Genomic DNA, 25,411 nt, shown 5'->3' on the forward strand with positions numbered 1-25,411 from the left:
TCGCATGCCCGCGACCCAATTCGATGCCGCCGCCACCGCGCACCACACACCCACTGACCGCGACCGCGCCGTCGATGCGGCGCGGCTTGCCGCGCTCGTCGTCGTGATGTTCGGGCACTGCGCCCTGCTGCTTGCCACCATCGATTCCCACGGCGTCCGGATCGCCAACCTGCGGTCGTGATCGCGTCGCTGCTGGCGGCAGCAACCGCGGTCGACCAGATACGGTTCGCTGCCGGCACTCCCGAATCGGGCGTGGCGAACTTCGTGATCGTGTGGCTGATCCCGGTGGTCATCGGTGTCGGCTATGCGCGGCGGCTGATCGGCCCGCGGGCCGCGCTCGTGGCAGCCGGCTTCGCGTTCACCGCACAATTCGAGCTCGCCCTCGCCGGCGCCTACGACGTCTCGCTGGTGGTGACCGGTGCCGAACGGATCTCCAACGTGTCGCCGCCGACGTTGCTGCTTGCGCTGCACTGCACGTGGATGTCGTGCGTGTTCGTCGCCGCGGCGGGAGCCATCCGGCGATGGGCCGCGCGACGGCGTGTCTGGCAGGTGGTGGCGCTGGGTAACGGTGGCGCGATGACGCTCTACCTTTGGCACATCCCGTCGATCGCGGTTGCGGCCGTTTACTTGCATGCCATGGGCCTCGACGCATACGACGTGCACGCGCCCGGGTTCTGGGCTCGGCTGGCACTGCGCGCGATTGTCTTCACCATCGTCATGGCCGGGGTGTTTCGGCTGCTCGCACCGCTCGAGCACCGGCGGCTGCCGTGGTGGGACGGGCCGGTTCAGGGCACCGGCGGCGCCCGTTCGGTCGCCGCCGGCGCGCTGGTATGTGCGGCGGGTGTCGCGCTCGTCGCGCTGGCCAAGAACGGCCTCGGCGATGTCGAGGGGTGGACAGCGCTGGGATGCTTCCTGGCGGCGTTGCTGGCGGCGCGGACGAGCTCCGGGTTGGTGTCGCGGCCGATGCCGGCCGGGCGTCAGTCGGGTTCGCCGTACTCGTCGAACCAGTAGGCCAGTTTGCCCCGCCGGCTCACCGCGCGAAGTCTCGCCTCGGCCGCCGCCCGTGTGTTGGAGGTGGTGACGATAAGTAGTTCGTCGCCGCGTTCGATCCGTGTGTCGGGCAGCGGGACGAAGGTGTGGCCGTTGCGGATGATCAGGGTGATCACGGCCGGGTCGGGCAGCCGCAGCTCCAGGACGGTGACGTTGTGCAGGCGCGACGGCGGCTGCACCGTCATGGTCAGCAGCTCCGCGTCGAGCACGTCCAGCGGCGCCGCTTCCACCTGGATCTCGCGGGTGTCCTCGCGGGAAATCAGTCCCAGCCGATGCGCGATCGGGCGCAGGCTCGGGCCCTGCACCAGGGTGAACACCACGACCAGCATGAAGACGATGTTGAGCAGCCGATAACTGTCCGCGACGCCCGCGACGACCGGAAAGGTGGCCAGCACGATCGGCACCGCCCCCCGCAGACCTGCCCACGACAGGAAGACCTGGTCCTGCCACGGGATCCGGAACGCCGCCAGCGACGCCACCACCGACAGCGGCCGGGCGATCAGCAGCAACAGCAGTCCGACGACGATCGCGGCCACCACGTCGTGGGCCACGTCGCCAGGGTCCACCAGCAGTCCGAGCAACACGAACAGCCCAATCTGCGCCAGCCAGCCGACGCCCTCGGCGAACGACCGGGTCGCCGACCGGTGCGGCAGGCCCGAGTTGGCCAACACCACCGCGGCCAGATAGGCGGCGATGAATCCGCTGGCGTGGCTGGCGCCGGCGGCCGCGAACGCGACCAGACCCAATCCGAAGGTCGCGATCGGGTACAGGCCGGAGGCGGGCAGCGCGATACGTCGCAGCGCGAAGGCGCCCAGGTAGCCGATCGTCACGCCCACCGCGGAGCCGGCGAGGAGCTCGAACAGCAGATCGGCGATCGCCGTCCCGGGCTCGACGGCGAAGGGCACCGCACTGAACATCAGCACCAGGATCACCGCGGGAGCATCGTTGAACCCGGATTCGGCCTCGAGCAGTCCGGCGACGCGCCGCGGCAGCGGCAGCACCCGCAGGACCGAGAACACCGCTGCGGCGTCGGTGGAGGAGACGATGGCTCCGAGCAACAGGGCCACCTGCCAGTCGACGCGCAGCAGCAGGTGCGCGCCAACGGCCGTAACCGCCATGCTGACCAGGACGCCGACGGTGGCCAATGTCGCCGCGGGTCCCAGCACCGTGCGGATGTCGGTGAATCGGGTGGTCAATCCGCCTTCGACGAGAATCAGGGCCAGCGCCGCGGTGCCCACGTTTCTGGCCAGCTGGACATCGTCGAACCTCAGCCCCAGCCCGTCCTCCCCGACGGCGACGCCGACCAGCAGGAAGAGCAGCATGCTGGGAAATCCCACCCGAGTCGCCAACCGGGTGCCCACGATGCTTGCCAGCAGCACGAGGCCACCGATCAACAAAGCCAGATACAGCTGCTGCAAGCTCATTTGGTTTCCGTCCAGATGTGATCTCGGCGGCGGTAGCTCGGCGCGCGAGGCGGCGTGCTGCCAGTAAATCAGTAAGGCGCGGCCCGCTGTTGGCCGCACACTGCGGACCCTGGCAGCCGATGAGACAAGATGACTGGGTGGCGACGGGAAAAATGCGCATCGCGATTGCCGGCGCGGGCAAGGTCGGCCGTTCGGTCGCGCAGGAATTGCTGGATCGCGGTCACAAGGTCTTGTTGATCGAACGGCAACGGAACAACTTTGAACCACATACGGTTGCTGCCGCGGATTGGTTGCATGCCGACGCCTGCGAACTGTCGACGATGCATGAAGCGGGGGTGCAGACCTGCGACGTGCTGATCGCCGCCACCGGAGACGACAAGGCCAATCTGGTGGTGGGCCTGCTGGCCAAGACCGAGTTCGGGGTGCCCCGGGTGGTGGCGCGGATCAACGACCTGCGCAACGAGTGGCTGTTCGGCCGCGCCTGGGGTATCGATGTGGCGGTCTCGACACCGGGCGCCATGATCGCCGGTGTCGAGGGCGCCATCGACGTCGGTCACCTGGTGCGCATGATGGTGTTGCGCGAGGGCCGGGCGGCTTTGACGAAACTCACACTACCCGAAGACAATCCGCTGGTGGGACGACGGGTGTGCGAGCTTGACCTACCGGCAAATACCGCGTTGGTCACCGTGCTGCGCGGCGACGCGGTCAAAGTTCCGCAGCCCGAAGACGTGCTCCGCGCCGGCGACGAGATGCTGTTCATCGCCGACAGCTTCCTGGAGCGTTCGGTGTGGGCTGCCATGTACAGCGCCGCGCCCGCACGTGCCTCGACCAGGCCGGGCCGGCCACGGTCGTCATGAGGGGCCAGCGGGGAGGGCACGTCTGCGACGCGCCGTGCCCGGTTGCCCGAGCGGTGTCGGGACCATTCGGTAGGGTTCCTGCGCGTGAATCCAAGCACCGCAATCAAATCCGTAACCACCCGGCTCGCTGAGGAACTCGCCGTCGAGGAGGCCCACGTGGCCGCGGCGGTCGGGTTGCTCGACGGTGGCGCCACGGTCCCGTTCATCGCCCGGTACCGCAAGGAGGCTACCGGCGGTCTCGACGACGGGCAGCTGCGAACCCTGGCCGAGCGCTTGTTGTACCTACGGGAGCTCGACCAACGCCGGGCAGCGGTGCTGGCGTCTATCCGGGAACAGGGAAAGCTGACCGACGAGCTGAGGGCTGCGCTGCTGCGCGCCGACACCAAATCGCGGGTCGAAGACATCTACCTGCCCTACAAACCGAAGCGTCGGACCAAGGCGCAGATCGCCCGCCAAGCAGGGCTCGAGCCGCTGGCCGATCGATTACTGTCCGACCCGGCCCTGGTTCCCGAGGCCGCGGCCGCGGCCTTCGTGTGCGCCGATGTCGCCGATGTCGCTGCCGCGCTGGATGGCGCCCGGCACATCATCGTCGAGCGAGCCGCCGAGGACGCCGAGCTGATCGGCGCCATCCGGGAGAAGTTCTGGGCCCAAGGCTCGCTGGGTAGCGCGCCTTGGTCGGAAGAGGTCGCCAAAACTGCTGCCGCACAGAACTTTCGTGACTACTTCGGGTTCTCCGAGTCACTGCAGACGATGCCGTCACACCGGGTGCTGGCCCTGCTGCGCGGCGAGAAGGAAAAGATCCTTGCCCTGACCTTCGACGGCGGCGCGGACGACGGTTACGAAGCGATGGTTGCCGCTCGCCTTGGCGTGGACCTGTCGGCGCAGACGGCCGCGACGCCGTGGCTGGCCGCGACGGTGAGATTCGCCTGGCGCACCAGGCTGATGTCGTCGGCGGCCGTGGACGCCCGGATCCGACTGCGGCAACGCGCGGAAGAACAGGCCGTCACGGTGTTCGCCAAGAACTTGACTCACCTGCTGCTCGCCGCCCCGGCCGGGGCGCGCACGACCCTCGGCCTGGATCCCGGCTTCCGGACGGGTGTCAAAGTTGCCGTGGTCGACCCGACGGGCAAGGTGGTGGACACTTGTGCGATCTACCCGCATCAGCCGCAACGGCAATGGGATTTGGCCAAGGCGACGTTGGCCGCGCTGGTGGCGCGTCACGGCGTCGAGTTGATCGCCGTCGGCAACGGCACCGCGTCGCGCGAGACCGACACGCTGGCAGCCGAACTCATCAACGACATCCGGGCCGCCGGGGCCCCCGCACCCACCAAGGCGATGGTCAGCGAGGCCGGCGCATCGGTGTATTCGGCCTCGGCCTACGCTGCGCACGAGCTGCCCGAGCTCGATGTGACGCTGCGCGGAGCGGTGTCGATAGCGCGGCGGCTACAGGATCCGCTGGCCGAGTTGGTGAAAATCGACCCGAAGTCGATCGGGGTGGGGCAGTATCAGCATGACGTGACCCCGGCGGTGTTGGCCCGCAGCCTCGACGCTGTGGTCGAGGACGCGGTGAACGCGGTGGGCGTTGACCTCAACACGGCATCGGTCCCACTGCTGGCGCGGGTCTCCGGGATAACGGAATCGTTGGCCGAAGCGATCGTCGCGCATCGTGACACGACAGGTCCGTTCACCAGTCGCCAGGCTTTGCTGGACGTTCCTCGCCTGGGGTCCAAAGCATTTGAGCAGTGTGCCGGGTTTCTGCGGATTCGCGACGGCGACGACCCGCTGGACGCGTCCGGTGTTCATCCCGAGGCATACCCGGTCGTCCGCCGCATTCTCGATCGAGCGGGTGTCTCGCTGGCCGAAATCATCGGCGACGCAGCTGCTTTGAGATCACTGCGGCCCGCTGACTTCGCCGACGACCGCTTCGGCGTCCCCACTGTCACCGATATCCTCGCCGAGCTGGAGAAACCAGGACGCGATCCGCGTCCGACATTCACCACGGCCACCTTCGCCGCCGGCGTGCAGAAGATGGCCGATCTCGAGGCGGGGATGATCTTGGAGGGGGTGGTGACCAACGTCGCCGCCTTCGGCGCCTTCGTTGACATCGGCGTGCATCAGGATGGCCTGGTGCATGTCTCCGCGATGGCCGAGCGCTTCGTTGCCGACCCACACGACGTCGTACGGTCCGGACAGGTGGTACGGGTAAAGGTCATGGATGTCGACGTCGAACGCCGGCGGATCGGACTGAGCCTACGCCTCAACGACGACCCGCAACGCCGGCCGGTGAGCCGGCCAGAGCGGCCAAACTCGGCTCATGGCAAGAACTTTGGCCGTCAGCCGGCCGACTCGCCGGCCGGCTCGATGGCCCGGGCGTTGCGGAACGCGGGATTCGGGAGCTGAGCATGTGCCCTCGAGCCTCCGCGTCCGCCACGGGCCAATTACGCGGGGCGCGAATTGCATTGCGACACGGTCACAGCTGCATACCTATCGTGGATCCGTGATCACAACGTCCACATGAATCACTATCGTCACATCAGCCAACTGCGGACGTCAATCCGACGTTTGTGCCCCTGGAAGGTTGTGACATGTCGGCGATTCATCGAGTCGTGTCGGTATCGGTGGCGTCGGCGGCCGCATTGGGACTCATCAGCGTGGTGGGCCTGGCGCCGGTGGCAACGGCGGTGCCGTGCAGCGGGGACGCCGCCAACGCCCCGCCGCCGCCGAACGCCATTGTGACCAACCCGGGGGGCACCACGCTCGGCCCGATGACAAGGGGGCCGAGGCCTCGTGGTGCCAACGACCGGGCGCCGTTACCTAGGTTGGGGCCCCTGTCGCGGTTGATCAATCCGGGTCCTCGATCCGCGCCGATCCAGCAGCAAGCGGCGACTCCGCCGCACCAGGCGGCGGTCCCCCCACCCGCTCCGCCCAACCCGGGCAACCCGTCTCCCAATGCCACCCAGTTGGCCCCCAATGCGGCGCCGGTGCCGCCGCCCGGCGCACCCGATCCTGGCGCCGCACTCGGGGGTGCCACGACGTCGCTTGCCGAGTGGGTGACCGGACCCGACAGCCCCAACAAGACTCTCGAACAATTCGGCATTTCCGGAACCGACCTCGGAATCCTTTGGGACAACGGCGATCCCGCCAACCACCAGGTACTCATGGCCTTCGGCGACACCTTCGGCTATTGCGCGGTCAAGGAACACCAGTGGCGGTACAACACGCTGTTCCGCAGTCAGGACCGTGATCTGGGCGACGGAATCCGCGTCGCGCCTGGCGACGCCGCCAACCGGTACTCCGGATCGCCGGTGCGTCAACCGGGCTTTTCCAAGCAGATCATCAGCAGCATCAAGTGGGCGCCCGACGAGACCGGAATCATTCCGACCTCCGGAATCTCCATCGGAAGAACCCAATACATCAACTTCATGTCCATCAGAGATTGGGGCCGCGACGGTGAATGGACCACCAACTACTCGGGCATCGCGGTGTCCAAGGACAACGGCCAGAACTGGGGGGTCTATCCCGGCACCATCCGCGCATCCGGGCCAGACAGCGGACGAGCCCGGTTTGTGCCCGGAAATGAGAACTTCCAGATGGGGGCGTTCGTCAAGTCGAACGACGGCTATCTGTACTCGTTCGGAACCCCACCGGGACGCGGCGGTTCGGCGTTTTTGGCGCGAGTTCCCCAGCAGTTCGTGCCGGATCTGAGCAAATACCAATACTGGAACGGTGACTCGAATTCCTGGGTGCCGAACAAACCGGATGCCGCGACGCCGGTTATCCCGGGGCCGGTGGGCGAAATGTCGGCTCAATACAACACTTATCTGAAGCAATATCTGGTGATGTACACCAACGGTATGAATGACGTCGTGGCGCGCACGGCGCCGGCTCCGCAGGGCCCGTGGAGCCCCGAGCAGATGCTCGTGTCGTCCTGGCAGATGCCCGGCGGCATCTACGCGCCGATGATGCATCCCTGGTCGACCGGCAAGGACGTCTACTTCAACCTGTCGCTGTGGTCGGCTTACAACGTGATGTTGATGCACACCGTCCTGGGATAACGTGGGTTCTCCACAAGCCGTTGACGAGCCCGTCCCGGTTTCCCCACCTGGTCGGGCGTGAACCGGCGGTGGTAGCTGGTGGCGGCGTGGCCCGCGACGCCGGAGCGGCCGTTGCCGGGGCCTGCATCGACATTCTGCTGGGCGCCTGATCAGCGCAAGCTAGGCCTCATGGCCCGGCGGCAGGCCGCGAACGTCGCGGAACGACACCCACTGTTCCAGCTGGTGCGGCGGGCTGCCGTCCACCGGTTCCAGCAGATATCCGACATGGTCGCCGAGCGGAAACCGATCCACAATCTTGCCGACGAACCAGGCCGCGGCGTCGTCGAGGATGGGCGTCCGCGCCGGGCCGAGATGCCACGTGCAGCGGTCGAACTTGTTGACGGTGTCGCCGCTGCGGCTGCCGAAAAGCTCGACGACGTCGAGATGCTCACGGTCGAACAGGTGTACCGCCAGATGGGTGGCGTGGGCCGCCACCCGGAACGTGTGGTTCTGCTCGGACAGGCCGACCAGGAAGCGTGGGGGATGGATGCTGGCCTGACTGGCGAACCCCACCAGGCAGCCGGCCGGGGCGCCGCCGGCTGCGGCGGTGACGACGAAAATCGGGTAGTCCAGCAGGGACACCAGCTTGTCGAACGCTTCCACGTCGGGCTCGGTCACCTGCTCAGTCTTCCCGTTCACCAAGAATTGGAATCGCCGGGTGCCGGCGAAGCTACGGCGCGATGGGCCGGTTCGTCCATTCCCGGTCGGGTCGGCGCGCCGAGCGGAACCATCCGCCGGCCGCGCCGGTGCCGCCGTCGGTCGGGATGGTGTGGCCGGTGACGAATGTCGACAGGTCGGAGGCCAGGAAGAGGATGACCCGGGCCTGGTCTTGCGGCACACCCATCCGTCCGACCGGAACCCACTGCGGCCACTGGGCTTTTTCGTCGTCGGACAACCACTGCGAATACGGCACCTGCAGTGTTTCCGTCACATCGGGAGCGATCGCGTTGACTCGCACCCCGTGTCGGCCGACCTGCACGGCAAGGCTGCGGGTGAAATGAATGACGGCGGCTTTGAAGGCGGCGTACACCGGATCCTCCGGGTAACCGCGCAGCCCCTCCACGGACGACACGTTGACGATCGCGCCGGCACCTCGATCGATCATCGTCGGCAGGAACGCGTGAGTGGCCGACAACACGTGATGCAGGTTCACCCGGTAGAGCTCGCCCCACAATTCCGGGTCGGTGTCGACGAAATTGCCGGGGTGGCGCAGCCAGTGACCCACGTTATTGACCAGGACATCCACCCGGCCGTGGCGGTCGAGCACGGTCCGGGCCAGCGCGCCGATCTGGCCAGCGTCACGGACATCGGTGACGACCGCGAAGGCCGCGTCACCGATCTCTTCGACGGTTCGCTCGGCGAGGTCGGGGTCGATGTCGGCGACGACCACCCGGGCGCCGTGTTCGGCGAACAACCGTGAGGTCGCCGCGCCGATACCGCCGCCGCCACCGGTCACCACCGCCACCCGGTCGTCGAGTAGCGGGCGGCCGGGCGTGATGTCGTTCATGCTTACCCATCCTGGGATACCGGCGCGAGTTGTGGTTCATCCGCCTTGGCTGGCAGTCTTTCGAAGGAGTACCGGCAGGCCGGTGCGGCTTCGGCAAGAACCCGGTATGGCGCATCGCGTTGCCGTCAGATCGAGGGGTCGGTCGAGCCGTGACTGGGGTTAGCAGGCCGTCGGAGGAGCGTTCGTCGCCACGATCGGGGCGCGGCCGCGGGCGGTGGGCACTGCTGGCGCGGCGCATCTGCAAACCGTCGGGCAGATCGCCGGCGCCCTGCCCCCGCATCTGGGCGAATTCGGCGGCACCGCGTTGTTCGGTTTGGGGATGCTGGGCGAGGCCCTGGTCGCCGCGATCGTCGCTTCGCTGGCCGGTGCCTGGAGGCTGTCGCAGGTCTTCGGGTGGCAGTACACCCTCAACCAGCGGCCCACTCGGCCAACGCCAAGTTCTACACCACCTACGCCCTTGCTCACCTCGTCGGTGCGGCACTGGTCTTGGGCAGCGTCGACCTGGTCAATCTGGCCGTCGACGTCGAAGTGATGAACGCGTTGCTGCTACCGATCGTGCTGGGGCAGCTGCTGGTGCGGGAAGCCCGTGCGCTGTGCCTGGTTGTCATCGCCTTCGGGCTGTACATGGTTCCGCAAGCCCTCGGCTGGACGTGACCCATCCGGTGCCGGTCATCCCGCCGGAACGATGTTCTGGTTGATGTGGAACACGTTGTGCGGGTCGTAGGTCGCCTTGACCTGGCTGAGCCGCTGATAGTTGGGACCGTAGGTGGCGCGGACCCGGTCTTGGCCCTCGTCCATCATGAAGTTGACGTACGCGCCGCCCGCCGAATACGGGTGGGTGGCGTCCCAGTAGTCCACCGTCCAGCGCTTCAGGGCCGCGGCGTTCGCCGGGTCCGGGTCGACACCGGCGATGACTTGTGAGAAGTTGACATCCCGGTACGCCCAGGCGGTGTCGGTCTGGCCGACCCGGTGCACCGCGCCGTCGACCGGGTAGAGGTGCATGGTGGAGTGCATGGTCGGCAGTTCCTCGGTGAACCGGGCGTGCGCCTGCACGGCACCGTCGGCGATGGTCCGGAAGAAGTCGCCGCGCCAATACCATTGCAGCCCTTTGGGATACAGGGGGTCGAAGGTGGACTGCAGCGCGGGGTAGGGCGCCGCGCCCAGACCGTCGAAGGCCGGCTCCATCTGGCGCACCGGGGCGAACGCCTCCTCGGCCGCGGCCGGGTCGCCGGTGTAGCACCAGACCACCGCACACGCCTTGTGCAGGTGGAAAGCCTCGGGGAAGGGCGCCACCGGCGGGACGGTCATGGCGGCGAAGAACCCGTAGAGATCTTCGTCCTGGGCGGGTAGGAAGTCCCGGTACCAGCTCAGGATGTCGGCCGTGGCCGATGCCGGCCACGCGGTGGGACCGCAGATCACGGTGGGTACCGGATGCAGCCGGAAGGTAAACGCCGTGGCCACGCCGAAGTTTCCGCCGCCGCCGCGCAGCGCCCAGAACAGGTCGGGATGCTCAGATTCCGAGGCCGCCACCACGCGACCATCGGCCAGCACAAGCTCGGCTTCGAGCAGGTTGTCGATGGTCAAGCCGTACTTGCGCGACAAGTAGCCGTGGCCGCCGCCGAGGGTCAGCCCGCCGACGCCGGTGGTGGAAATGATGCCCGACGGCGTCGCCAGACCGTGCGCGTGGGTCGCGGCGTCCACCTGCCCCCACGTGGCGCCGCCTTGCACCCGGACGGTCCGCCGGTCGGCGTCCACGTCGATCCGGTTCATCGGCGACAGGTCGATGACGAGGCCGCCGTCGACGGTGCCGAATCCCGGGCCGTTGTGGCCACCCCCGCGCACGGCGACCGCGAGGTTGGCGGTGCGTGCGTACTCGAGGGCGGCCACGACGTCGGCGGCGGATCGGCAGCGCGCGATCATCGCCGGCCGCTTGTCGATCATCGCGTTGTGGACCGACCTGGCCTCGTCGTAACCGGGGTCGTCGGGCAGGATCAGCTGCGTGCCCAACCGGGTGCGCAGTTCGTCGGTCTCCGTGGTGAGGCTCATGTCGGTATCTCCCTCGGTGCTGGATAGCTCTTGATGACAGACGCTACGAGGTGCCGAGGTCCCAGGTCATGACCACAACGAGGGATTGTTGAGCCGTCCCGCGATAGTCACATCTGACTATCGACCGGCCGCGACGCCGAGATTACCTTGACACCATGGCGCAGTGGGAGCAGCCACCGCTTCCAGCCGAGCTGATCGCGCGTCGCGGCAGTCCGATGGTGGGTCGCGACCCGGAACTCGCGGTGTTCGAGCAGGCCTGGGAACGGGTGGAAAGCGGTAACCGTCAGGCGGTGTTCGTCGGCGGTGAACCGGGGGCCGGCAAGACGCGATTGGTTGCCGAGGTCGCCGGAACGCTGGCCGAACATGGGGTGGCGGTGCTGGTGGGCAGTTCGACGGCCGACGCGGGCGTGCCGTATGCGCCGTTCACCGAGGCGCTGGATCGGCTGCTGACCGCCGGTCCGCCGCAGACGATGGGGGAGCTGCTGGCCGATGTGGCAGTCCAGCTGCGCCGGCTGACAACCGAGGTCGACCGCCATCTTCCCGGTGTCGCCGCCGAAGACGACGTGGCGGCGCCCCGGCGGGCTCTTTTCGACGCGTTGACCGGCTTCTTGCGGCGCCTGAGCGTCGACCGCCCGATCGCGCTGGTGATCGAAGATCTTCAGTGGGCGCAGCTGCCCACCCTCGCGATGCTCGAACATGTGCTGATCGGCTGCGCCGATGTCCGCATGCTGGTGGTGGCCACCTTCCGCACCACCGAACCGGACCGCACCGAGGAGCTGGTCACCCGGCTGGCTGATCTGCACCGGTTCGACGGCGTCCGGCGCCTCGACCTGGAGGGTTTGGACACCGAGGCGATCGCCGAGTTCGTCCGCCGCACACAGCAATTGCCCACGCCGTCGCTGCGCAGCACCGCCGCCCTGTTACGCGACAAGACCGGCGGCAATCCGTTCTTCCTCAACGAACTGTGCAACCACCTGGAAATCCGGGGCGGGATAGCGGCGCTGGGTTCGCAGCGGACCGTCCCGGCGTCGATCGGCGACGCCATCGCCCGGCGCGTCGGCGGACTTGGCGCGGCTGTCCGCGACGTCGTCGAGCAGGCCGCGGTGCTGGGCCAAACGTTCGACCTGCCCGCGCTGATCGCCACCAGTCAGACCGATCTCACCGCGACGCTGGCAGCGATCGATTCGGCCGAAGCCGTCGGGCTGGTCCGGGCGGTGCCCGACTCCGACGGCGAGTTCGCCTTCGTGCACGCGCTCACCCGCGAAGCGGTGCTCGGTGGGATGGCGGCATCTCGGCTGCGGATCCTGCATGCCCGCGCGGCCGAAGCGCTGCAGGGGCGCGCGGACCCGTCGGTGGTTCCCCGTCTGGCCAATCATTACCTGGTGGCGCACGTGCTGGGCTACCACGAGCAGGCGCTGCGGTACGCGGGCCAGGCGGCGCGGATGGCCGAACAGAGCCTGGCCTACGAGGACGCGGCCAAATGGTACGAGCGGGCGGCCTCCCTCGCCGAGCTGAAGCTCGCCGACCGGGCAAAGCTCAACCTCTGGGCGGCCGCTAACCACATGCGAGCCGGCGATTTCGCCCGCGCGCGGGCCATCTATGAGCGCATCAGCGCAATCGAAGACCCGCTGATTCGGCTGCAGGCCGCGGTCGGTTACGAGGACGCGAGCTGGCGTCCGGGGCTGGCCGACTCCAAGGCCGCCGACCTATTGGCGTCGGCGCTGGAAAGCTGTGGGCTGGACACCGACGACCCGCGCTACATCCACGCTCTCGGCAGTTTCGGACGGGCTCTGGGCTTTGCCGGCGAGGCGGCACGTGCCCGCGAAATCAGCGACCGCGCAATCGAACTCGCGCGGGCAGTCGATGATCCGCCAGTGGTTCAGCATGCCTTGATGACGAGCCTTTGGCACCTGACGCCGGACATGTGCGCCATCCAGGAGGAGCGGTCCACCGAGCTGCTGCATGCGGCGCAGGCTCGTCGTGACTACGACGCGCTGGGTTCGGCCGCGCACTTTCGCGCCATGGTCAGCTATCTGACGGGGCGGCCCGAGGCCCTGGCGGCTTCGGCCGCCGACATGCAGCGATCGGTACAAGCCTGCGGCCAGCCCTTCTTCGGTTTCATCAGCGCGTGCGTCGAGCAAGCACTGGCATTTCTGCGCGGCGACTTCGCCGGTGCGCAGCGGTGGGCCGACATCGCGTTGCGCACCGGCAATTCGTTCGGCGCTGACGGAACCGAGGGCTCGCACGGAGTCCAGATGTTCATGATCCGCCGCGAAACCGGCGGGCTGGACAGATTCGCCGGTTTCGTCGACGGCAGCGAGAGATTCGCCGGCCGCTGGGTCCCCGGTCTGCTGGCGCTGTACACCGAGCTCGACTGTCAACGCGGCATGGCCCGCGCCCTGAACCACTTGCTCAACCGCAATCTCGGCGACCACACCGACGAGGCCCAGTGGCCGATGGAGCTGGTGTTCATGGTGGAGGCGGCCCTAGAGCTGGGCAACCGGGAAGCGTTACACGCACTGCGCCCGTTCGTTGCCCGCTACGCCGGCAAGAACCTGTTGGCCGGCCAGTTCGTCGCGCTGTTCGGTAGCGCCGACCGGTATCTAGCCCGCATCGCGGCACTGGGCGGCGACAATCCGGCGGCTGAGCGCCTTTTCGGCACCGCGCTGGAGATGGACCGGCGGATGGGTTCGGTCGTCCATGTGAGCGAGACGCTGGCCCGCCAAGCCTTGTTCGCCGCATCGCGCGGGCGAGCCGAGGAGGCCCGGCGACTGGCGGACGAGGCCGGTGCCATCGCCGCGCCGATCGGTCAGGTACGGGTTCTTGGCCTGGTGGATTCGTTGCTGACGAGCGGCCCCGACGGACTGACCGACCGGGAGGTCGAAGTGCTGCGGTTGCTGGCAGCGGGATTGAGCAACCGGGCCATCGGCGAACGGCTTTACATCAGCACCAACACGGCCGCCAACCATGTTCGCAGCATCCTGATCAAGACCGGGGCGGCCAATCGCACGCAGGCGGCTATGTATGCCGCCGACCACCAATTGCTGGGGTGACGATCAAATGTCGGCCGACGCGCCGTCCGGCAAGACGCGTTGGCTGACCTCGACGATGACATCGGCCGGAAGACCGGCCCGGGAAGCCGCGGTTCGGATCGCTTCAGGAGAGGGTGCTTCGTAGAGGCAGTATGTCTTTCGCTTGTCCGCCGACAAGAACGAATACAGCCAACGAACACCCTCCTCGGCATTAATCCGATTGATGCCGTCGGCGACCTCGAAGCTGGGTTCCAGCTTTTCGGCATAGGTGCGCTCGACCATGAATATCGGCACCCGGCCTCCTTCGCGCCCCTTTTTCGCCGGTTTACGGGTCGAACCCGCCCCGCGTCGGTTCATCATACGGCCGCGGTCGAGGACCACTTCCGCTACCAGTGGTAGCGGAACAGCGGGTGTGCTCAATGGCCTTCCGGTGACGGTCGATTAGCCAGACCCGGAAAAGACCTCGCGAATTTGCGGAAGCACCTTTATCACCGGCCAGGGGCGCAAACAAACTATCGCCCCACCGCACCACAGATCGCACTCCCCGTATACCCGGTCGTTTGCCGAATAAACGTGACAAATCCTACGCGCAGTGCGAGCAAGTACCGCAGTTTGGTGGTCACCGGCCAGGGTATCCATTGGCCATCATGAGGAGTTGATCACAATGGTCATGATGAAGAATCCCCGGCACGACCGGGGGAGGAAGCCGGATGGTCGGCGAATTCACCATCGCCACAGTCCGCAATCAATTGCCGTCTCGCTTGCCACCCGGTTGATCGTGAAGAACGCGGTGCGCGCCTGGGCCAGCCAACCGAATCTGCGCTGGCCATTTGATTACATCGACGGCTTAGCGGGTTTGCTGCCGCGTTTTCGCTCGTCGGCCAGGATTGACCCGGTACGCCTCGATCACTGCGCTGCTGAATGGGTTCGAGCACCGGGTGTTTCCCCGACACGGGCAATTCTTTACCTTCATGGCGGCGCCTTCCTCACCTGCGGCCTCAACACCCACCGCGCTCTGGTGTGCCGGTTGTCGAGGGCGGCGGATGCCGGTGTGCTCAACGTCGGATACCGCAAGCTGCCGTCGTACCAGATCACCGACGCGATCGAGGACGCACTGAGCGGTCTGGCCTGGTTGCAGGATCAAGGCTTCGCCGGCGAGCAGGTCGTGGTGGCGGGCGATTCGGCGGGCGGGTACTTGGCGTTCATGACGACGTTGTCGGCGATTCGCAGCCGCCTGGCGAAGCCGGCCGGCATCGCCACCGTTTCGCCCTTCACCGATCCCGATCCGGCCCGCAAGCTCGCCCACCGCAACGCACGCCGATGTTCGATGTTCACCTGCGGAGCCCTGTCGATGTTCGCCCGGTATCTGGGACAGGTGCAGCTGCCGCAGGATCAGCCGAAATCGTCACGTCGGGTCGAGTCCCCGGTGGACGCCGAGCTATCCCCGTTGCCGCCCGTCGCCATCCACGCGAGTTCGGACGAACTGTTGCTGGCCGACGCTGAGCTCATGGCGAAACGGCTCAACGCCGCGGGAGTCCGGTGTGATCTGCACCTGTGGGACGGCCAAATTCACGATTTCCCGCTGGCGGCGGACGTCTTGCCGGAAGGCAGGCGGGCCATTCGATACCTCGGCGACTTCGTCAAAGAGGTCACCGACGGTTGTGCGGCGCGCATGCCCGCCGCGGTAGCCGGGTAGCGCCTGTCGCGGATTTAGCCGCCCGATCAACTCCTAGTCGAATATCACGCATGGGGCTATCGCGCATGGACGCCGGGTTACCCGGCGCCTTGGCGTCGAAAACGCGATAAACCGATTGCCGGGCGCGCAGCACCCGTGTGATCGATCACAGCCGGTAGGTCCTGAGCTGGCCGGACACCCTGATCGTCGACCCCTCAACGGCATGGCGGGCTACGATGCCGCCATGCCGCTCGCCGAAGGTTCGACGTTCGCGGGCTACACCATCGTCCGACAGCTGGGCTCCGGCGGGATGGGCGAGGTCTACCTGGCCCGCCACCCGAGACTGCCACGCCAGGACGCCCTGAAGGTACTCCGGCCGGAGGTGTCCGCCGACACCGAGTACCGGGAACGCTTCAACCGTGAAGCCGACGCCGCGGCTTCGCTGTGGCACCCGCATATTGTCGCGGTGCACGACCGCGGCGAAACCGACGGCCAGTTGTGGATCGACATGGACTACGTCGACGGTGTGGACGCCGTGCGGTTGCTGCGCGAGCGGTATCCCAACGGGATGCCGGGCCCCGAGGTCACCGCGATCATCACTGCGGTGGCCGAAGCGCTCGACTACGCCCACGAACACAAGCTGCTGCACCGCGACGTCAAGCCCGCCAACATCCTGATCGCCAAGCCAGACTCCCCGGATCGGCGAATCATGTTGGCCGACTTCGGGATCGCCGGTTGGGTGGGCGAAGCCAGCGGGCTGACCGCGACCAATATGACCGTGGGCACCGTGTCCTACGCAGCGCCCGAACAACTGATGGGCCAAGACCTCGACGGCAGGGCCGACCAGTATGCCCTGGCCGCGACCGCGTTCCACCTGCTCACCGGCACCCCACCGTTCCAGCACTCCAACCCCGCCGTGGTGATCAGCCAGCACCTCAGCGCGTCGCCCCCGCCGATCGGTGATCGGCTGCCCGCGCTGGCGGACCTCGACCCGGTGTTCGCCAAGGCATTAGCCAAAGATCCCAAGGACCGGTATCAGCGGTGCATCGATTTCGCCCGGGCGCTCGGACATCGGGTAGGCGGTGCTGGCGACGTCGACGAAACTATCGCCCGGCCCGTCGCGCTGGCCGTGCCGCCGGCCAAACGGTCGCTGGTGCGACCAGCCGTGCTGATCCCCGCGGTGCTGGCGATACTGCTGGTCATCGCGATCGTGGTGGCGCTCCGCGAGTTCCAGCGCGCCGACGACGAGCGCGTGGTGTCCGCAACGACGTCCGGCTCACCGGCGACAACCACCACATCGGCGGCAACGACGTCCACTACCACGACTAGCACCACCGCGCCGCCGACCACACCATCGACTACCGCAGCGGCGCAGACCGAAACCACTACGTCGATAGCACCCGCGCCCGTCGTGGTCATCGGCGCGGTCTGCGCACCGCAGGGCAGTACCGGCGTCACCAAGACCGGGGCGACCGCCTACTGCTCGACCCTGCAGGGCACCAACACCACCATCTGGTCGCTCACCCCGGGCACGGTCGCAAGTCCGACGATCACCGCCACCGCGGAGCCCACCGAGTCGCCGCTGCCCACCGAGCAGGAATCGCCGATCCGGATCTGCATGCAGCAGACGGGCCAGACCCGTCGGCAATGTCGCGAGGAGATTCGCCGCAGCAACGGCTGGCCCTGATCATCGCTGCTACCGCTACCCCGTAGACCAGGCGGTGTCGCGGTCTCGAAGGGGCTCGCCGCAAGGGCTGCCGGCGCCGGTGCTCAGCTGGCCATGCTCGAATCCCAGGTACCGGGCAACATCGGCACCGCTAAGCCGCCGCCAAATTCGCTGCTCAAGGCCGTCAACCCGGACGGTCGCAGGACGGCCCCGTGAGGGGCGGTCCCAGCAAACCTTGAGATCTCGGCGCCCGATTCGGATGCCAGCACTTCCGACCCTGCTGAAGAACCGGAAGCGCCGGCCTGCGCCACCACCGAGTTCGCCGCTGCGGCCGCATCCGCGGCCGAGCCGGTTGCCGGGGCGATTCCGGCCGACAGAGCGACCGGCGGCGTGGTCAATCCGCCAATCGGCAAGGGAGTCGCAACACCGGTTTGCGGCACACCCGGTGAAACCCCCATCATTTCCGCCGCAATTGCGGCACCGCCGAGCAGCTCGCGTATCGCCTGCGCCACCGCTGCAGCTGCGTTGTCGACCGCCCAGTACAGCGTTCCCAGCACCTTCCCCAGGAACACGGCCAGCTGCTGGACCACCGCCTTCATCCACAGCAGCGTGATATCCAGGAAGAGGAGGACCAACTGAACTTGGTCCAGCAGCAATACCAGCAGGTCGGCGATGAGAAGGTTCAGTATCTTCACCATTTGAAGCGCATAGCCGGCAAGCAAGACCACGTAGGCGACCAGGAGTTGCACTAGGTCGAAGAGCATTTCAACCCCGAACCGGGCCAGCTCGCCGACCAACTCCCAGAGCGCCTGGCTCAGCACTTGGGCCAGCGTTTCAAGCAGCTGCCAGATTATGTGCCACCAGGGAGGTTTGGGGGGCGGGGGAAAGCTCCCCACGTGACCGACGTGGTGTTTGACTATGGCGGGGGCTGGCAGCGTATGCGGTGCCGCGACCAACGCCGCACCGCTGACGGCAGCGTACACACTCATCGTGACCGCGGCCTGGACCCACATCCGCGCATAGTCGGCTTCGTTGAGCGCAATCGGGATTGCATTGATCCCAAAGAAATTCGTCGCCATCAACACCGCGTGAGCGACGTGGTTGGCCGCCAGCTCAGCAAGGGTCGGCATTGCCGCCAACGCGGAGGCATAGGCCGCAGCCACGGTTTCATGCTGGGCTGCTGCGTCCAGGCTGTCGGTGCTGGCCTTCGTCAACCATGCCACGTAGGGCAGGTACGCGGCGGCATAGCTCTCGGCGGTTGGGCCCTGCCAGTCCGCAGCCTGCACGCCGGCCAGTAAGGCGGTCAATTCCGCTGCCGCGTCAGCATATTCAGTACTCAGCGACGTCCACGCGTCGGCGGCAGCCAACAGTGGGCCGGGTCCCGGACCGCTGCCCAACGTCGTCGAATGCACCTCCGGCGGCAATGCCATCCAGATTTGGGCAATCATCAAGAACCTTCCGTTGTGACCCAAGGCGCCGCCGCGGCATCAACAAGGGCATTGGGCCTCGGTTCGGCGAATGCTCCGCGAGCGCGGGCCCAGCCTTCGGCGCGACCGCACATCAACCACGTTCTCCTCGAGTCGCGCTCGAAAATTGTTGTTCGGTCAAGACTTCCGACTTGGCATAGTGTTGGCGCTGACCACCCGCGTGCCTAGGGTTGATTGATCCCGCAATTGCCAAATGGGTGGGACAAAGCGCCCGTGGCATCGGCCGGCCTGCCGCCGGGGTGTGCAAGACGCCGCGCCAAGAGTTCAACCTGGGGCAACCTGCACAGCGAAGCCCATGGCCGTTATGCCCTCAGGCCCTCAGGCGGGCGACGGTCGTGTCGCCACGCCCCGGCTCAACCCACCAGGCGCGCCGACAGCGAGTCACAAATCAGCGATTACACACACCCGCTGACGCTGATGCGCCGGCCGACATTGGCGCAGACGTTGACATTGGGCGCCGGGGGTGGGGGAGGCGGATAGTCTTCCGGCAACGGGGCGTATTCCGACGGCGGTGGTACGTAGGGAGCCACCGCATCGGCAATGTTGGCGCATCCGCTGACGGAGACTCGCCGGCCGGCATTGACGCATACATCCGCATTCACTTGGGCGGTCGGCGCCATGTTGGCGAACACTTCTGGCACGGCGGTGAACGCCAGTGCCGCTGTCGCTAACACGGCCGCGGGCCGCTTCCAGGGACGCATCGAGATCTCCTTGCTGCTGGCTGGCACCTGCCCGGCTTTACCAATCGATCGCGTGGGACTCGTTAGGCAACGAATTTTATCCGCGTTCTCGGATAACCAAGCACAGGTCATCCTGCGCGCCGCCGGATTCCACGCGACGAACACTCATCAACGTCTTGTTCTGCAGTTGGCGCTGCTGCCGTTACAGTTGGTCCCGATGACCCAAACAGTCGCGCCGCCAGTGCTGACCGTGCGATACAACGGAGCTGAGCGCACCTTCGCAGCCGGCCACGATGTCGTTATCGGCCGTGATCTACGCGCCGACGTCCGTGTCGCGGACCCGCTCATCTCGCGAGTGCACCTGTTGCTGCGCTTCGACCAGGGCCGCTGGATCGCCATCGACAACGGCAGCCTCAATGGCCTCTATGTCAATAACCGCCGCGTACCGGTTGTCGACATCCACGACGGCCAGCGGATCAACATCGGCAATCCCGACGGTCCGGCTCTGGACTTCGAGGTCGGTCGGCGCCAGCAGGGTTCTGTCGGGCGTCCCCCGCCGACGACGGCGATGCCGGTCCCCCCTATTCCGAGCGGACCCTGGCCGGCCCACGCTGCGCCGCAGACCGGTGCTCAATGGCAGCCGCACCAGACGCCACCGCCACAAGCGCCACAGCAGCCACCGCCGACCACCCGGATACCCGCCCAACCGCCCAGCGGGCCACAGCACGCGCCGCCGTCGGGGCCGCCGCCGCACTACCCGACCGGCGCTCAACCGGTCCGCCCGCAGTCGGGGCCACAGCCGGCACCGCAGATATACCGCCCACCCGCGGCGAGTCCGCCACCGCCGGTAACCGTCCGTCCCAGCGGTGAAACGGGCAACATCGCGACGTCGATGATGAAGATCCTGCGGCCCGGCAAAGCCGCGGGGGAGTTGCCGCCCGGCTCGCTGCGGATCGGCCGGGCCGACGACAACGACATCGTCATCCCCGAGGTGCTGGCGTCGCGCCACCACGCCACCCTGGTCCCGACGCCCGGCGGCACCGAGATCCGCGACAACCGCAGCATCAACGGCACTTTCGTCAACGGGGTGCGGGTTGAATCGGCGTTGCTGCATGACGGCGACGTCGTCACGATCGGCAACATCGACCTGGTTTTCGCCGGCGGCGCGCTGGCGCGTCGCGAAGAGACGTTGTTGGAGACGCGCACCGGCGGTCTGGATGTGCGCGGGGTTACCTGGACGATCGAGAACAACAAGACGTTGTTGGACAACATTTCGTTGACCGCGCGCCCGGGCATGCTCACGGCCGTCATCGGTCCCTCCGGTGCGGGCAAGTCGACCTTCGCGCGGTTGGTGGCCGGCTACACGCATCCGACCAGCGGCACGGTGGCGTTCGAGGGTCACAACGTGCACGCCGAATACGCCTCGCTGCGAAGCAGGATCGGCATGGTCCCGCAAGACGATGTGGTGCACGGCCAGCTGACCGTCAAACAAGCGCTGATGTATGCCGCCGAGCTGCGGCTGCCGCCCGACACCACCAAGGATGACCGGGAACAGGTGGTTGCCCGGGTACTCGAGGAACTCGAGATGTCCAAGCATCTCGAGACCCGGGTCGACAAGCTGTCGGGCGGTCAACGTAAGCGTGCCTCGGTGGCGCTGGAACTGCTGACCGGACCGTCGTTGCTGATCCTCGACGAGCCGACCTCGGGCCTGGACCCGGCGCTGGACCGCCAGGTCATGACCATGCTGCGACAGTTGGCCGACGCCGGCCGGGTGGTGCTGGTGGTCACCCATTCGCTGACCTACCTCGACGTCTGCGATCAGGTGCTGCTGCTGGCCCCCGGCGGCAAGACGGCGTTCTGCGGGCCGCCCAACCAGATCGGCCCGGCCATGGGCACCACCAACTGGGCCGACATCTTCAGCACGGTGGCCGACGACCCGGACGGCGCCCAGGCCCGGTATCTGTCACGTACCGGCCCGCCGCCGCCGCCGCCGCCGGCCGAGCAACCCGCCGAGTTGGGCGATCCGTCGCACACCAGCCTGTTCCGGCAGTTCTCCACGATCGCTCGACGGCAGATCCGGTTGATCGTCTCCGACCGCGGCTACTTCGTCTTTCTGGCGCTCCTGCCGTTCATCATGGGTTCGCTGTCGATGTCGGTACCCGGTGACGTCGGCTTCGGTTTCCCCAACCCGATGGGCAATGCGCCCAACGAGCCCGGCCAGATCCTGGTGTTGCTCAATGTCGGCGCCGTCTTCATGGGAACCGCGCTGACCATCCGCGACCTCATCGGTGAGCGGCCCATTTTCCGGCGGGAACAGGCGGTCGGCTTGTCCACCACCGCGTACCTGGTCGCCAAGATCTGTGTGTACACCGTGTTCGCGGTGGTTCAGTCGGCGATCGTCACGATCATCGTGCTGATCGGCAAGGGCGGCCCGACGCAGGGTGCGGTGGCATTGGGCAAGCCGGGACTCGAGCTATTCGCCGACGTCGCGTTGACCTGCGTCGCCTCGGCGATGCTCGGGCTGGCATTGTCGGCTATCGCCAAATCCAATGAGCAGATCATGCCGCTGCTGGTGGTCGCGGTCATGTCGCAGCTGGTGTTCTCGGGCGGCATGATTCCGGTCACCGGACGTGCCGGCCTCGACCAGATGTCTTGGGCCACCCCGGCGCGCTGGGGATTCGCGGCCTCGGCGTCCACCGTCGACCTGATCAAGTTGGTGCCCGGCCCGCTGACTCCCAAGGATTCGCACTGGCATCACACGCCCGGCGCGTGGTGGTTCGACATGGGCATGCTGGCCGTGATCAGCGTTGCCTACCTGTGCTTCGTGCGGTGGAAGATCCGCCTGCCGCGCGGCTGATTGTGACCGGTAGGGCGACTCAGCCCTGGCCGGTGGATCGATGCAGGGTGAAACCTATCTGGGGTACCGCCAGCACGCCCGGTAGCAGGGTCAAGAGGTCGGAGCGCCCGTCGGGCCGGAAGCCCTTCTTGCGGTAGAAGCACTGCGCCTGATGGTTCATCTCGGCACACCATAGGACGGCGTCATGCGAGGGCTCGGAGCTGAGCGCGTGGTCGAGCAAGAGGCTGCCGATGCCCCGGCGTTCATGTCCCGCGGCGACGTAGAGCGCATCGATCTCGAGATGGTCGGGATTGCCCGGCTCCGGCCCGAAGATGCTCACCCCGACGATGTGGCCGCTCGACTCGGCCAGCCACATTCCCCATCCGGCGCGGCTCAACGCCAGCGGGTATTCCCGACCGATCCACGCCCGCCAATCGAAGAGATCGAGCAGCTCGGGAATCACGATTCCCCGGTACGACAGTCGCCAGCTCCGGTAGTGCATCGGCGCGACGTTCGCGTAGTCCGCCGGCTTGGCTCGCCGGATCGAGATACCGTCGGGCATCTCCGTCACGCTCGCTCCCGCTGGTCTCGTTCGAGGGGATGTTGAGGGCAGGGTAGCGCAGCGCCGCGGCGGGGCAGACTCGCGCAGTGGCGGCTCCGGATGACGCGCCACGCCGCTTTCCTATTATTTGGTGATGGGTAGCGGTGGGCTCGATACCGTGGGTTCTCCGGCGTTCAGCGCCGACGAGGCAGCCCGCTACCACGCGGACGGTTGGTGGTCGGACACCACGTTGTCTGATGCGGTACGTCGAAACGCCGAACTCTCACCCGGCCGGGCCGCCTATGTCGACCGCCCGGGCGGATCGCTGAGCTGGAATGAATTTGACTGTGGCGCAACGCTATTGGCCGAACAACTGGCAAGTGTCGGGGTGGTGCGGGGGGACCGGGTGGCGGTGTGGCACGGTGACTCGGCGGCCATCCATCTGCTGTTCGTCGCGATCGAGCGCTGCGGCGCCGTCGTCGTCGGCCTCGGCGCGCGTGCCGGCCCTCGCGAAGTCGTGCGGATTGTGCGCGATACCCGGCCGAAAATCCTGATCAGCGACCGGCATCGTGGCCACGCTGCTGCGAGTGTGGCCGCCGAATGCGCGGTGCCGTTGCTGGAGCTCGGCCGGCGCGGGGAAGCGCCGGCGCTGAGCGTCGAGACCAAACCCGGGGCGCTGGACATCGACTGCCGGCTCGGACCCGACGACGTCTTCCTGATCAACTCCACCTCCGGCACCACGGGACGGCCCAAATGTGTGGTGCACACCCAAAACCGTTGGCACTACTTCCATCTGAAGGCGGTCACTCATGGGTTGTTGATCTCTGACGACGTGTTCCTGCCGGTCATCGCGACACCGTTCGGGTTCGGGATCTGGACCAGTCATACGACTCCGATCCACCTTGGCGCCACCGCGGTGATCCTGGACCGGTTCACCACAAGGGCGGCGGCGCAGGCGATAGCCGACCACCGGGTCACCGTGTTGTGTTGTGTCAGTACGCAGTTGACGATGCTGATGGCCGACTCGGGATGCCGCAATGTCGATCTGAGCTCGCTGCGTGTCGTTTTCACCGGCGGTGAGGCGGTGCCGTACCGGCCGGCCGCGGAGTTCGAGGAAATCACCGGAGCCAAGATTTTGCAGTTCTACGGCTCCAACGAGACCGGGCTGCTCAGCGGGACCACGATGGATGACGCGCGGCAACGCCGGCTGCGGACCGCTGGACGGGTGGTGTCGGAGATGTCGGTCCGGCTTTTTGACGGGGATCGCGACGTCACCGCGACGGGTCGCGGCCAGCCCGCCTGCCGGGGACCGGCGACCAGCCTCGGCTATCTGAATGGCACCGACCACGACACCCTGTTCACCGCCGACGGGTGGATGCGCATGGGTGACCTCTGCGAAATTGACGCCGAGGGGTACCTGACGGTCACCGGCCGGATCTCCGAGTTCATTGTGCGCGGCGGCAAGAACATCAGCGCGGCGCAGGTCGAAGACGCCGTGCTGACTCATCCGGCGATTGCGGTGGCCGCCGCGGTCGCTATGCCCGATCCGGTGTTCGGTGAAAAGGTCTGCCTCTATGCCGAACTCGTCGGCTCGCACACCCTGGAGCTGGCCGAACTGGTGAATCATCTGCTGGGCTTGGGCTATTCCAAGGAGCTACTGCCCGAGCGACTGATCGTGGTCGACGAACTGCCTCGTTCCTCGGGCGGCAAGGTCGCCAAAGGCGCGCTCCGCGAAGATATTCGCGCCAGGATGGAGGTCGATGATGAACACTGCTGAGCCACGCCCGGGCGGTCTGGAGGTGTGGGCGCCGGCCGTGATGCCCCCGATCGGAGTCGAGCTGTCCGACGCACAGGCGCTGGCCGTGGCCTTTCGCCACCTCGCCGCGATCGGGTTCGCGGAGAACATGGCCGGACACATCACCTGGCAACCCGACGGGCACACCGACATGTTGGTCAACCCGTGGGGGTTGTGGTGGCAGGAGCTCACCGCGTTCGGATATCTGCGTGGTGGACGCCGACGCGCGAGTGGTCCGCGGCCGCTGGGATGTCACCCCGGCGATCCACATCCATACCGAACTGCACCGGGTCCGGGATGACGCAAGGGTGGTCATTCACAACCACCCCTACTACGTGTGTGTGCTGGCCGCGCTGGGAAGGCTGCCCGAGCTGGTGCACCAGACGGGCTCGCTATTCCTCGACGATCTGTGCCTGGTCGACACCTACGATGGCGAAGTCGACAGCGCTTCCCGCGCAGCAGATCTCGCGGCGCACATCGGAGACACAAATCTGACGATTCTGGCCAACCACGGCGTCATCGCAACCGGCCGCACTCTCGCCGAAGCCGTCTACCGCGCGGCGTCGATAGAACGGGTATGCAAGCTGGCCTGCGACGTCATACTTACCGGCAAGGAACCCGCGCAGATGACATGGGCGGACATGGCAGGTATGCAACGCTCGCTCATCGAACGCACCCGGTGCCCGCCGAGATTCAGCGCAACCCCGACGCCTTCTGACCG

16 protein-coding genes and 4 pseudogenes are annotated in these 25,411 nt (G+C 67.0%); 12 read left to right on the forward strand and 8 right to left on the reverse strand.

The window, feature by feature from the left end; all coding sequences use genetic code 11:
• The first annotated feature begins 4 nt into the window (after nucleotides 1-4).
• Nucleotides 5-1,011: pseudogene (locus B4U45_RS28100) on the forward strand (acyltransferase family protein).
• Here B4U45_RS28100 and B4U45_RS28105 read toward each other — a convergent pair.
• Nucleotides 978-2,474: a potassium/proton antiporter gene (locus B4U45_RS28105; RefSeq protein WP_075549491.1), complete on the reverse strand. Its 1,497-nt coding sequence runs from the start codon at nucleotides 2,472-2,474 to the stop codon at nucleotides 978-980. The pseudogene B4U45_RS28100 and the gene B4U45_RS28105 sit on opposite strands and share 34 nt — an antisense overlap.
• A 152-nt stretch (nucleotides 2,475-2,626) precedes the next feature.
• On the opposite strand from B4U45_RS28105, the gene B4U45_RS28110 reads away from it, so the two are divergent.
• The 4 genes and pseudogenes from B4U45_RS28110 (at nucleotide 2,627) to B4U45_RS30005 (ending at nucleotide 7,535) form a co-directional block, all read left to right on the forward strand.
• On the forward strand, nucleotides 2,627-3,331 hold the full coding sequence (locus tag B4U45_RS28110; protein ID WP_075549490.1) for a potassium channel family protein: 705 nt from the start codon (nucleotides 2,627-2,629) through the stop codon (nucleotides 3,329-3,331).
• A gap of 84 nt (nucleotides 3,332-3,415) precedes the next feature.
• Nucleotides 3,416-5,731 carry a Tex family protein gene (locus B4U45_RS28115; RefSeq protein WP_075549489.1) on the forward strand — a complete coding sequence of 772 codons (2,316 nt, stop codon included), beginning with the start codon at nucleotides 3,416-3,418 and terminating at the stop codon, nucleotides 5,729-5,731.
• A 4-nt stretch (nucleotides 5,732-5,735) separates the two neighbouring features.
• Nucleotides 5,736-7,386: pseudogene (locus B4U45_RS28120) on the forward strand (DUF4185 domain-containing protein).
• A 20-nt stretch (nucleotides 7,387-7,406) separates the two neighbouring features.
• Nucleotides 7,407-7,535: a hypothetical protein gene (locus tag B4U45_RS30005; protein ID WP_255245952.1), complete on the forward strand. Its 129-nt coding sequence runs from the start codon at nucleotides 7,407-7,409 to the stop codon at nucleotides 7,533-7,535.
• A gap of 10 nt (nucleotides 7,536-7,545) precedes the next feature.
• On the opposite strand, the gene B4U45_RS28125 is transcribed toward B4U45_RS30005, so the two are convergent.
• Entirely contained in the window at nucleotides 7,546-8,043 is a 498-nt protein-coding gene (locus B4U45_RS28125; protein WP_082275672.1) for a flavin reductase family protein, read from the reverse strand.
• Nucleotides 8,044-8,095: 52 nt separating this feature from the next.
• Nucleotides 8,096-8,932: an SDR family NAD(P)-dependent oxidoreductase gene (locus tag B4U45_RS28130; RefSeq protein ID WP_075549487.1), complete on the reverse strand. Its 837-nt coding sequence runs from the start codon at nucleotides 8,930-8,932 to the stop codon at nucleotides 8,096-8,098.
• A gap of 184 nt (nucleotides 8,933-9,116) precedes the next feature.
• Here B4U45_RS28130 and B4U45_RS28135 point away from each other — a divergent pair.
• A pseudogene (locus tag B4U45_RS28135) lies at nucleotides 9,117-9,586 on the forward strand (divalent metal cation transporter); the annotation flags it as partial.
• Nucleotides 9,587-9,601: 15 nt separating this feature from the next.
• On the opposite strand, the gene B4U45_RS28140 reads toward B4U45_RS28135, so the two are convergent.
• Complete coding sequence (locus tag B4U45_RS28140; RefSeq protein ID WP_075549486.1) at nucleotides 9,602-10,978, reverse strand: FAD-binding oxidoreductase; 1,377 nt, start codon at nucleotides 10,976-10,978, stop codon at nucleotides 9,602-9,604.
• A 155-nt stretch (nucleotides 10,979-11,133) separates the two neighbouring features.
• Between B4U45_RS28140 and B4U45_RS30010 the strand changes: the two genes are divergently transcribed.
• A complete protein-coding gene (locus B4U45_RS30010; protein WP_083154367.1) occupies nucleotides 11,134-14,031 on the forward strand; it encodes a helix-turn-helix transcriptional regulator in 2,898 nt (965 codons plus the stop codon).
• Nucleotides 14,032-14,034: 3 nt separating this feature from the next.
• Here B4U45_RS30010 and B4U45_RS28150 read toward each other — a convergent pair whose 3' ends face one another.
• On the reverse strand, nucleotides 14,035-14,304 hold the full coding sequence (locus tag B4U45_RS28150; protein WP_075549572.1) for a DUF4242 domain-containing protein: 270 nt from the start codon (nucleotides 14,302-14,304) through the stop codon (nucleotides 14,035-14,037).
• 379 nt (nucleotides 14,305-14,683) lie between these two features.
• Here B4U45_RS28150 and B4U45_RS28155 point away from each other — a divergent pair, with 379 nt between their 5' ends.
• Together B4U45_RS28155 and B4U45_RS28160 are read left to right on the forward strand one after the other, a co-directional pair.
• Nucleotides 14,684-15,706 (forward strand): alpha/beta hydrolase, encoded by a 1,023-nt coding sequence (locus B4U45_RS28155; RefSeq protein WP_176357708.1) that lies wholly within the window; start codon nucleotides 14,684-14,686, stop codon nucleotides 15,704-15,706.
• 223 nt (nucleotides 15,707-15,929) lie between these two features.
• Nucleotides 15,930-17,372: a serine/threonine-protein kinase gene (locus B4U45_RS28160; RefSeq protein WP_075549570.1), complete on the forward strand. Its 1,443-nt coding sequence runs from the start codon at nucleotides 15,930-15,932 to the stop codon at nucleotides 17,370-17,372.
• 83 nt (nucleotides 17,373-17,455) lie between these two features.
• Here the strand turns inward: B4U45_RS28160 and B4U45_RS28165 are convergent, their stop codons facing one another.
• Both B4U45_RS28165 and B4U45_RS28170 read right to left on the reverse strand, forming a co-directional pair.
• On the reverse strand, nucleotides 17,456-18,799 hold the full coding sequence (locus tag B4U45_RS28165) for a PPE family protein (RefSeq protein WP_075549569.1): 1,344 nt from the start codon (nucleotides 18,797-18,799) through the stop codon (nucleotides 17,456-17,458).
• Nucleotides 18,800-19,233: 434 nt separating this feature from the next.
• Nucleotides 19,234-19,539 carry a hypothetical protein gene (locus B4U45_RS28170; RefSeq protein WP_075549568.1) on the reverse strand — a complete coding sequence of 102 codons (306 nt, stop codon included), beginning with the start codon at nucleotides 19,537-19,539 and terminating at the stop codon, nucleotides 19,234-19,236.
• A 196-nt stretch (nucleotides 19,540-19,735) separates the two neighbouring features.
• Here B4U45_RS28170 and B4U45_RS28175 point away from each other — a divergent pair, with 196 nt between their 5' ends.
• A complete protein-coding gene (locus B4U45_RS28175) occupies nucleotides 19,736-22,375 on the forward strand; it encodes an FHA domain-containing protein (RefSeq protein WP_075549567.1) in 2,640 nt (879 codons plus the stop codon).
• Between the two features lie 19 nt (nucleotides 22,376-22,394).
• Here B4U45_RS28175 and B4U45_RS28180 read toward each other — a convergent pair whose 3' ends face one another.
• Nucleotides 22,395-22,916: a GNAT family N-acetyltransferase gene (locus B4U45_RS28180; RefSeq protein WP_241780353.1), complete on the reverse strand. Its 522-nt coding sequence runs from the start codon at nucleotides 22,914-22,916 to the stop codon at nucleotides 22,395-22,397.
• Between the two features lie 133 nt (nucleotides 22,917-23,049).
• Between B4U45_RS28180 and B4U45_RS28185 the strand changes: the two genes are divergently transcribed.
• A complete protein-coding gene (locus B4U45_RS28185; RefSeq protein ID WP_075549483.1) occupies nucleotides 23,050-24,672 on the forward strand; it encodes a class I adenylate-forming enzyme family protein in 1,623 nt (540 codons plus the stop codon).
• Nucleotides 24,659-25,364 (forward strand): annotated as a pseudogene (locus B4U45_RS28190) (class II aldolase/adducin family protein); the annotation flags it as partial. The gene B4U45_RS28185 and the pseudogene B4U45_RS28190, both read left to right, overlap by 14 nt.
• Nucleotides 25,365-25,411: the final 47 nt, after the last annotated feature.

Source organism: Mycobacterium persicum, assembly GCF_002086915.1.
GTDB lineage: Bacteria > Actinomycetota > Actinomycetes > Mycobacteriales > Mycobacteriaceae > Mycobacterium > Mycobacterium persicum.

Coding starts and splice junctions, on each gene's coding strand:
- B4U45_RS28105 (WP_075549491.1), bottom strand. CDS start 2,474: ATGAGCTTGCAGCAGCTGTATCTGGCTTTGTTGATCGGTGGCCTCGTG.
- B4U45_RS28110 (WP_075549490.1), top strand. CDS start 2,627: ATGCGCATCGCGATTGCCGGCGCGGGCAAGGTCGGCCGTTCGGTCGCG.
- B4U45_RS28130 (WP_075549487.1), bottom strand. CDS start 8,932: ATGAACGACATCACGCCCGGCCGCCCGCTACTCGACGACCGGGTGGCG.
- B4U45_RS28140 (WP_075549486.1), bottom strand. CDS start 10,978: ATGAGCCTCACCACGGAGACCGACGAACTGCGCACCCGGTTGGGCACG.
- B4U45_RS30010 (WP_083154367.1), top strand. CDS start 11,134: ATGGCGCAGTGGGAGCAGCCACCGCTTCCAGCCGAGCTGATCGCGCGT.
- B4U45_RS28155 (WP_176357708.1), top strand. CDS start 14,684: ATGAAGAATCCCCGGCACGACCGGGGGAGGAAGCCGGATGGTCGGCGA.
- B4U45_RS28160 (WP_075549570.1), top strand. CDS start 15,930: ATGCCGCTCGCCGAAGGTTCGACGTTCGCGGGCTACACCATCGTCCGA.
- B4U45_RS28165 (WP_075549569.1), bottom strand. CDS start 18,799: ATGATTGCCCAAATCTGGATGGCATTGCCGCCGGAGGTGCATTCGACG.
- B4U45_RS28170 (WP_075549568.1), bottom strand. CDS start 19,539: ATGCGTCCCTGGAAGCGGCCCGCGGCCGTGTTAGCGACAGCGGCACTG.
- B4U45_RS28175 (WP_075549567.1), top strand. CDS start 19,736: ATGACCCAAACAGTCGCGCCGCCAGTGCTGACCGTGCGATACAACGGA.
- B4U45_RS28180 (WP_241780353.1), bottom strand. CDS start 22,916: ATGCCCGACGGTATCTCGATCCGGCGAGCCAAGCCGGCGGACTACGCG.
- B4U45_RS28185 (WP_075549483.1), top strand. CDS start 23,050: ATGGGTAGCGGTGGGCTCGATACCGTGGGTTCTCCGGCGTTCAGCGCC.